General features: G+C 57.8%; 7 protein-coding genes. All 7 read left to right on the forward strand.

Annotated elements, in window-relative coordinates:
• The coding region (locus HQL76_17715; GenBank protein MBF0111007.1) for an adenylylsulfate reductase subunit alpha at positions 1-342 on the forward strand (342 nt) is incomplete at its 5' end.
• 250 nt (positions 343-592) lie between these two features.
• On the forward strand, positions 593-1,447 hold the full coding sequence (locus HQL76_17720) for an NYN domain-containing protein (GenBank protein MBF0111008.1): 855 nt from the start codon (positions 593-595) through the stop codon (positions 1,445-1,447).
• Between the two features lie 228 nt (positions 1,448-1,675).
• The gene (locus HQL76_17725; GenBank protein MBF0111009.1) at positions 1,676-1,909 is read left to right on the forward strand and encodes a hypothetical protein; all 234 of its coding nucleotides are present in this window, start codon (positions 1,676-1,678) and stop codon (positions 1,907-1,909) included.
• Between the two features lie 91 nt (positions 1,910-2,000).
• A complete protein-coding gene (gene alaC / locus HQL76_17730; GenBank protein MBF0111010.1) occupies positions 2,001-3,191 on the forward strand; it encodes an alanine transaminase in 1,191 nt (396 codons plus the stop codon).
• A gap of 201 nt (positions 3,192-3,392) precedes the next feature.
• A complete protein-coding gene (gene rsmH / locus HQL76_17735; GenBank protein ID MBF0111011.1) occupies positions 3,393-4,376 on the forward strand; it encodes a 16S rRNA (cytosine(1402)-N(4))-methyltransferase RsmH in 984 nt (327 codons plus the stop codon).
• Positions 4,373-4,642, forward strand: a complete 270-nt coding sequence (locus HQL76_17740) for a cell division protein FtsL (GenBank protein ID MBF0111012.1) — start codon at positions 4,373-4,375, stop codon at positions 4,640-4,642. Before rsmH ends, HQL76_17740 begins: the two co-directional genes overlap by 4 nt.
• Before the next feature lie 2 nt (positions 4,643-4,644).
• A complete protein-coding gene (locus tag HQL76_17745; GenBank protein ID MBF0111013.1) occupies positions 4,645-7,473 on the forward strand; it encodes a penicillin-binding protein 2 in 2,829 nt (942 codons plus the stop codon).
• The last annotated feature ends 136 nt before the right edge of the window (positions 7,474-7,609 follow it).

The following is a 7,609-nucleotide window of genomic DNA, read 5'->3' on the forward strand; positions in this document are numbered from 1 at the left end:
GCCGGTGTCGGCACGATGTACGTCACCAACGAGCAGATGATGGAAATCGCCGTCAACAAACTGGGCGAACTCAAGAAAGACTCGGAAAAGATGATGGCCCGCGACCTGCACGAGTTGATGCGCGCCTGGGAAAACTATCATCGGATCTATGCCGGCGAGGCCCATCTGCGCCACATGCTGTTCCGCAAGGAAACCCGTTATCCGGGATTCTACTACAACATGACCTACAATTTCGTTGACGAAAAGAACTGGAAATGTTTCGTCAACAGCAAGATCAACCCCGCCACCGGCGAATGGACCGCCTTCAAGCGGGCACACAAGGATCTGGTACCCAAGCCGTAAAAAGCACCGCCGGGAAGGGGGCGCCAACCAAACGGCACCCCCTTCCCGTCACCATGTCAACACGCCACAATCGCAAGAATCTCAAATGCGATGGCCATCGAAAAAAAAGTTTCTTGACCTTCGCCGACATTTTGGATAGCCTGTTTTCCATTGCTGCCGTTCGTCCACTACGTTATTTGGCGCGGCAGCCTACACAAAGCCCCGAAAGGGGCTCTATTTATTTGACGTTATTCCGAAAGGAAAATATTGCATGGATCGCTATGCGATTTTTGTCGATGCCGGCTATTTTTTCAAGGCCGGTGCCGAAGCTGCAACTGGTCTCGCCATCCCCCTCAAGCAGACCCTCACCCGCAAGCAGGTTTCAGTAAAATCGCCCCGCAAGATGCTGGATGATCTTTGTCAAGCGGCGGCAGCAATGTCCGACAATCTTCCCTTGCTCCGCGTTTATTGGTACGACGCCATGCCAGGACTTGGCGCAACCCTTGAACAATCGGTTCTCGCTTCGCTGGCTGGTGTCAAACTACGACTCGGTGCATTGAACAGTGCCGGCAAACAAAAGGGCGTCGATTCTCTCATCGTAACCGACATCATCGACCTTGCCAGAAACCGGGCGATCTCTGACGCCGTTGTTGTCACCGGCGACGAGGATTTGCGCATCGCCTTCCAGGTCGCGCAGTCGTTTGGCGTGCGGGTGCATATTCTCGCCGCCGGCGATCCCACGAGAAACGTCAGCCTGTCACTTCAGATGGAGGCCGACTCCGTGACAGCCCTTGATTCTGCCTGGTTCACCAAACATTTCGACCTGAGTACGCCCGCGCCACAGATGCCCACCAACATACCTCCAACCACTCAGATAACCGGCCTGGAAGCCGCCGCCAAAGAGGTAATTTCTGGCACGCTCGCCAACATGAAACCGGATCAACTCACACAACTGGCCGCGCATTTCACCACCAAAAGAACAATCCCGTCGGATATCGACGGACCATTCATCGCCAAGGTGGCCCACGCCCTGTCCGGGCAGCGGTTGACCGGCACTGAGATGCGACACATCCGAGGCATGTTCATTACCTCTGTCCACGATCTCATCGCCAGAAGACCGATCTGAACGATTACGATCCGGTTGCCGGAGGGTTCCTCTTTGTGGCAATATGAGCCTGAGGTGCGTTACGAGTATCGATTTACTCATGGACCGGATGTGATGGCTTTCTTTTCCATTGCACACGGGATATTCCGCTCAAGTTTGCCCGGGGAACTTCCGAGGAACTGATCAGGATGATTCCCCCCAGGGATTGGGACAACCCGCATGGATCCCTCAAGAAAGAGAGTAAGAACAATGAGCTTAACCGGATTGAACAACGTCAACGCCTATGCGGCCAAACCACCCGAACAGGTTCTGGACAAGATTCGCAACATTGCCGACGAAATCAATACCATGTTCGATGAAAAGGGGACGCAAGGGGCCATCGCCGTATCCGATCGTGCCAAGAGTTTCTCCAAGGAGGCGTTTCAGATTTCGCTCCAGGGCGACAAACTGGCCCAGGGGCCGTTTTACGCCAGACCACGGTAGGAACGACCGTCCCGCCCCTTCCTCCGCCCGCGGGATCGGGAATGATCGTTGATCCGCGGGTGGCCGTTGGAACCAGGAATGTGAACCGTTCATGGAAGAATTCTATCGTTTGCGTCGGTTGCCACCCTACGTCTTCGCGGTGGTCAACGAACTCAAATATGCCGCACGGCATCGCGGCGAGGACATCATCGACTTTGGCATGGGCAATCCGGACCAGCCAACGCCACAGCATATCGTCGATAAGATGGTTGCGGCCATTCATGACAGCCGCAACCATCGGTATTCCCTGTCCGTGGGGATCGGCGGTCTGCGGCGGGCCATCTGCGCCTATTACAAACGCCGTTTCGAGGTCGATCTTGACCCGGTTTCCGAGGCGATCGTCACCATCGGTTCCAAGGAAGGGTTTTCCCACCTGGCCTTTGCCATGACCCAGCCGGGAGATACCATCCTCGTCCCCAACCCGACCTATCCGATTCACGTCTACAGCTTCGTCCTGGCCGGAGCAGATATTCTGCACGTCCCACTCAACAAACCGATGGACTTTTTCGAAAATCTGAAAAAGGCCATCGAAAGCGCCTGGCCAAGGCCCAAGGCAGTGGTCGTCAACTTTCCCTCGAATCCGACCGCTATGGTGGTCGATCTTGATTTTTACGAGCGGATGGTCGCGTTTGCCGAAGAGTACAACATCTACGTCATTTCCGACATCGCCTATTCGGAAATATGTTTCGATGGCTACCGGTCGCCAAGCATGCTTCAGGTCAAGGGGGCAAAAAACAGGGTCGTCGAGTTTTATACCCTGTCGAAAACCTACAACATGCCGGGATGGCGTGTCGGATTTGCCGTGGGCAACCCAACCCTGGTACGCGCCCTGGCCCGCATCAAATCCTACCTGGATTATGGCATGTTTCAACCCATCCAGATCGCCGCGACGGTGGCATTGAACGGACCCCAGGAGTGTGTGGATGACATTCGCCAGGTCTATCAATCACGGCGTGATGTCCTGATCGAGGGACTCGACCGTGCGGGTTGGCAGGTCGAACCGCCGCTGGCTTCGATGTTTGTCTGGGCAAAAATACCCGAACCCTTCGTCAAGATGGGTTCCCTCGAATTCACCAAACGCCTCCTCAAAGAGGCCAAGGTCGCGGTCAGTCCGGGAATCGGTTTTGGCCAATATGGCGATGAATTCGTCCGGATCGCCCTGATCGAAAATGAACACCGCACCCGCCAGGCGGTTCGCAGCATCAAACGTTTTCTCAATGCGGGAGGCGACGTCGCTTCCTGATCCGGCCATCATGCGTTTATCGTTCATTTTTGTGAATCGCCATCATCCAGCCCCGTATTGCCCCCGCACCACGGTCCGACCATCCTTGCAATAAAGTTCCACCAAACCTTGGCCTGGGTTCATGCTCACGATAATATAGGGGGCGGTTGCGACCATTTGAGACGCAAAAACGAGTCCGAAGGAAAAAGGACAGGGAAATCGATGAATCGACCGGTGGCGCATGGAACTCACCTCGGTGTCATGATTCCCGAAGTGGTAGCGGGACTGGCAGCAAACGGAGCGGGCCGCTATCTGGATGCCACGTTTGGTTCCGGAGGGCACGCGGTGGGATTGCTTGAAGCCTCGGCACCCCAGGGAAAGGTCGTGGGCCTGGACCGGGACCCCGCGGCCATCGAGCGGGCCCAGGGACTCCTGGAGCGGTATGCCGGACGTCTTTTCGTCCATGAAGCGCCATTTTCCGAACTTGGATCGATGCTGTCGCAACAGGGTTGGGATCGGATCGACGGCGCGATTTTCGATCTTGGCGTCTCGTCGCAACAATTGGATACGGCTGAACGTGGATTTTCATTCCGTTTCGACGGACCATTGGATATGCGCATGGATCAGGGAAGACACACCGAAATCACTGCGGCACATCTTGTCAACGAACTGGATGCCCCCTCCCTGGCCCGGTTGTTTCATCAGCTTGGCGAGGAACCGCATGCAAAACGAGCGGCACGGGCCATCGTCGAGATCCGGGTCCGGCAACCATTCCGGACAACCCGGCAACTGGCAGCCCTGATGGAAGAAAAACTGCCGCGGGGACGGGTCGGACTGCATCCGGCGACACGCATTTTTCAGGCGTTGCGCATGGCGGTCAACGACGAACTCGAACAATTGCGCCTGGGTCTCTGGGCCGTCATGGAACACCTGTCCGCCGGGGGTCGCCTGGCGGTCATCAGTTTTCATTCGCTGGAGGACCGCCTGGTCAAACAAACCTTCAAGGAGGCCAGCACCCCGCCCCCCGTCACCGGTCCCATGCGCCTTCTCCCCCCCGAGGCCGCATCCCTGCCCTCCTTCCGCCTCGTCACCCGCAAACCGCGGACCCCCGGCATCGATGAACTGCGCGTCAATCCACGCGCCAGAAGCGCCAAGTTACGCATCATCGAGCGTCGTGAACACTCCCAACCCTCGGGGATCGCATGAAACTGGACACGTTCATTCCCGTGTTTCTGGTCCTGTTGCTGGTCCTGACCGCGGCCATCACGGTCACGTCGCGGACCTGGATGCTGGAGAGTCATCGAGAACTGCGCAACGAGGAACGAATTCTGATGCAACATCTGGACAAGGAACGGGAACTGAAACTGGAACTGGTCACCCGGACCGATTTGAACACCGTCGAGCGCCGTGCCCGTGAAGAACTCGGAATGCAGCCCATGCGCCATGACCAATGGCTCCCCCTGGGTGACTGACGATGGCCATTCTTCGCCAGAATCGCCACCGCCCCGACCCTCCGGAACGCAAGTCCCAGGTGAAACGGCAACGTGGCGCGGTGGCCAAAAGGCAGACCTGGCAACGAACCCCGGGGAACCGCGCCCCTGGAGCGGTCGCCGTCGGGCGAAAAGGCCCTCCCCTTCTGAAAAGGTTGCTTGGTCTCGTTCTGCCCTCGGGGCGAAAACATCCCGCCCCCGGACCCGTCACCACGAGAGAAAACAAACCGTCCCTCCGCCGCGAAGGAACATCCCTGATCGGGCGTCTCAAGGAGGCACTTCCACGACGCCAGCCGGGGAAAACAGGAATCAGGGGACGTCCCGTCGAATCGGGATCGGGACCAATCGCCATGGATGCCCCGTCCGCCAGGGAAACATTTTCGTCGCGGACCATCAACCCGCCCGCCCCGAGGAGGGAAACCCAGTCCTTTTTTGCCCGGTTGTTCCGGAAGAAAACCACCCCATCCCCCAGGCCGCCCGCCCCTCTGCCGCCGCCGCCTTCAAGGGACGCCGTGACATCCGGAGATCGTCAAGGCGCCGGATCGCGTTTGGCGCAAGGGTTGTTCCAGAAGGTCATCCAGTCGGTATCGCGTCCGCCGCCGGCAGGAAAGCGTCCCCCTGCGTCACGCCCCGTTCCCCCGCCGCCGCCACGAGACAGTGGTTCCACGGTCCGGGCCAAGTCGCCGCCCCTGATCCAGCGGCTGATGCAAGCAGGAGGGACGTCCCGTCCCCTCCAAAGGGCACCGATGCCGCCGCGTCCCCCGATTGCGCCACGTCCCTCGTTCATTCGCACGCTTTTCACACCGGGGAGCAAAGAGAAAAGTCCGTTTCGTCCGTCCCTGATCCGGTCGTTTTCCTCCAGCACCCCCGCCCCCTACGTGGACAAGTCCAACCCTCGGGCACGACTTGGGTTTCTGATGGGGGTATTCATGCTTGCCTTCTTCGTTCTCAGCCTGAGGGCGGTCGATCTGACGATCATTCAGGCCGATTCTTTGCAACAAAGGGCGCGCAGTCAACACAAGAAAAAAATTGTCATGACCGCCGACCGGGGTCGCATTCTCGATCGCAATGGCCGAACCCTGGCGATCAGTCTGCCGATGCATTCGCTGTCGGTGGACATCGATCAGGTTGACAACCGGGATCAACTGGCCACAAGCCTGGGACCGATCATCCACTTTCCGGTCACCGACCTTCGCAGCCGGTTGCTTTCCTTCAAACCGGGCAGCTTTCCAATTCTCAGGCGGAAACTGTCGCCCGAAACGGCGCGGAAAATTCGCAATCTGGACCACCCCGCCCTCTTTTTCATTCCCGAGAGTCGGCGATTCTACACCATGGGAGAAATCACAAGTCATATCCTTGGGTTCGTCAACTTCGAGGGCCGCGGACGGGAAGGGGTGGAACGCTCCTTCGAGGACGAACTGCACGGCATCAATGGCGCCCAGGTCATCAGTCACGACCGTCTGGGGCGCCCCATGCCCATGGTCAAAACGGTGACGGACCCCCATCCTGGAAGCGAACTGGCCATCACCATCGATACCACCATTCAATACATTGCCTATCGGGCGCTGCTCAAAGGGGTACAGGCAAGCCAAGCCAAGGCGGGAATGGCTGTGGTGCTCAATCCCGACAACGGCGAAATCCTCGCCATGGTGAACCAACCCAGTTTCAATCCGAACAATCTGCCCCAGAGCAAATCCAACGACCGCCGCAACCGGGTCGTCACCGACCTTTTCGAACCGGGATCGACCTTCAAGGTGTTCACCATCGCCGCCGCCCTGGACGCCGGCACCGTAACCCCCAGTACCGTCATCGACATCGAGTTTGGCAAAACCCGGGTTGCCGACCGCATCATCACCGACTTCCATCGTGGCGAACGGTATCATACCGTCAGTCAGGTATTGCAACGGAGTTCCAACGTCGGCGCCGCCAAGATCGGATTGGAACTGGGTCATGAAAAAATGGAACGTTACATTCGTCTTTTCGGTTTCGGCGCCCCGACCGGAATCGAACTTCCCGCCGATCCCAGCGGTGTCATCCCCGACATCACCCATTACCGCAAGGTTGGTCTGGCCAACCGTTCCTATGGCTACGGCATCACCACGACGCCACTGCATATCACCGCCGCCTTCGCCGCATCCATCAATGGAGGGATCTATTATCCGCCCACCCTGATTCGGGGAAAGATGGTCGATGGCGTCCTCGTTCCGTTGCACAAACCCCGTCAACCCCACCGGGTCATCAGCGAGGATACGTCGAAAAAACTCCGAAGCATCCTGCAATCGGTCGTCACCCCCGAGGGAACCGCCATCGAGGCGGCGGTGGATGGTTATCAGGTCGGGGGCAAGACGGGAACCGCCCGCAAGGCCATTCCCGGCCAGGGTTACGTTCGTGGGCGCTATTATGCCTCGTTTGTCGGCTTCATTCCGGTTGAAAAGCCAAAAGTGGTCATTTTCGTCAGTATCGACGAACCTTCCGGCATTTATTATGGTGGCAAGGTGGCGGCCCCGGTCTTCAAGGAGATCGCCCAGGAAATCCTACCCCGACTGTCGATCTTTCCCGATACCCACACCGCTCCCCCTCTGCCGGGCATGATGGATCCCCCTGTTCCCAGCGTCGCCCCCGTTGCGACCAAGGGGGCCATCCCCGCCGATCCCAATATTGCTCCCGCCGTGGAAGGAGTTGAAAATGTCAGTCTTGGCAAGGCCATCGAGATTCTTTCCAAACAGGGAATCGTGCCACGCATTCAGGGCCATGGAATGGTAAAATCTCTGGAAACGCCCAAAGAGGGGCCTCCCCGGCTGATCCTGCAATGATCCCATTGATTCAGGCTAATCATTCAGATTCCTTCTCCTTCCCGTGTTCAAAATTATTGAAAGAAAAAAGGGGTCTGGGGGATTGCCCCCAGGGTTTTGATTCTTCTTTTGACTTTGCTTTTGACTTTGTTTTTCC

Source organism: Magnetococcales bacterium (assembly GCA_015228815.1).
GTDB lineage: Bacteria > Pseudomonadota > Magnetococcia > Magnetococcales > UBA8363 > UBA8363.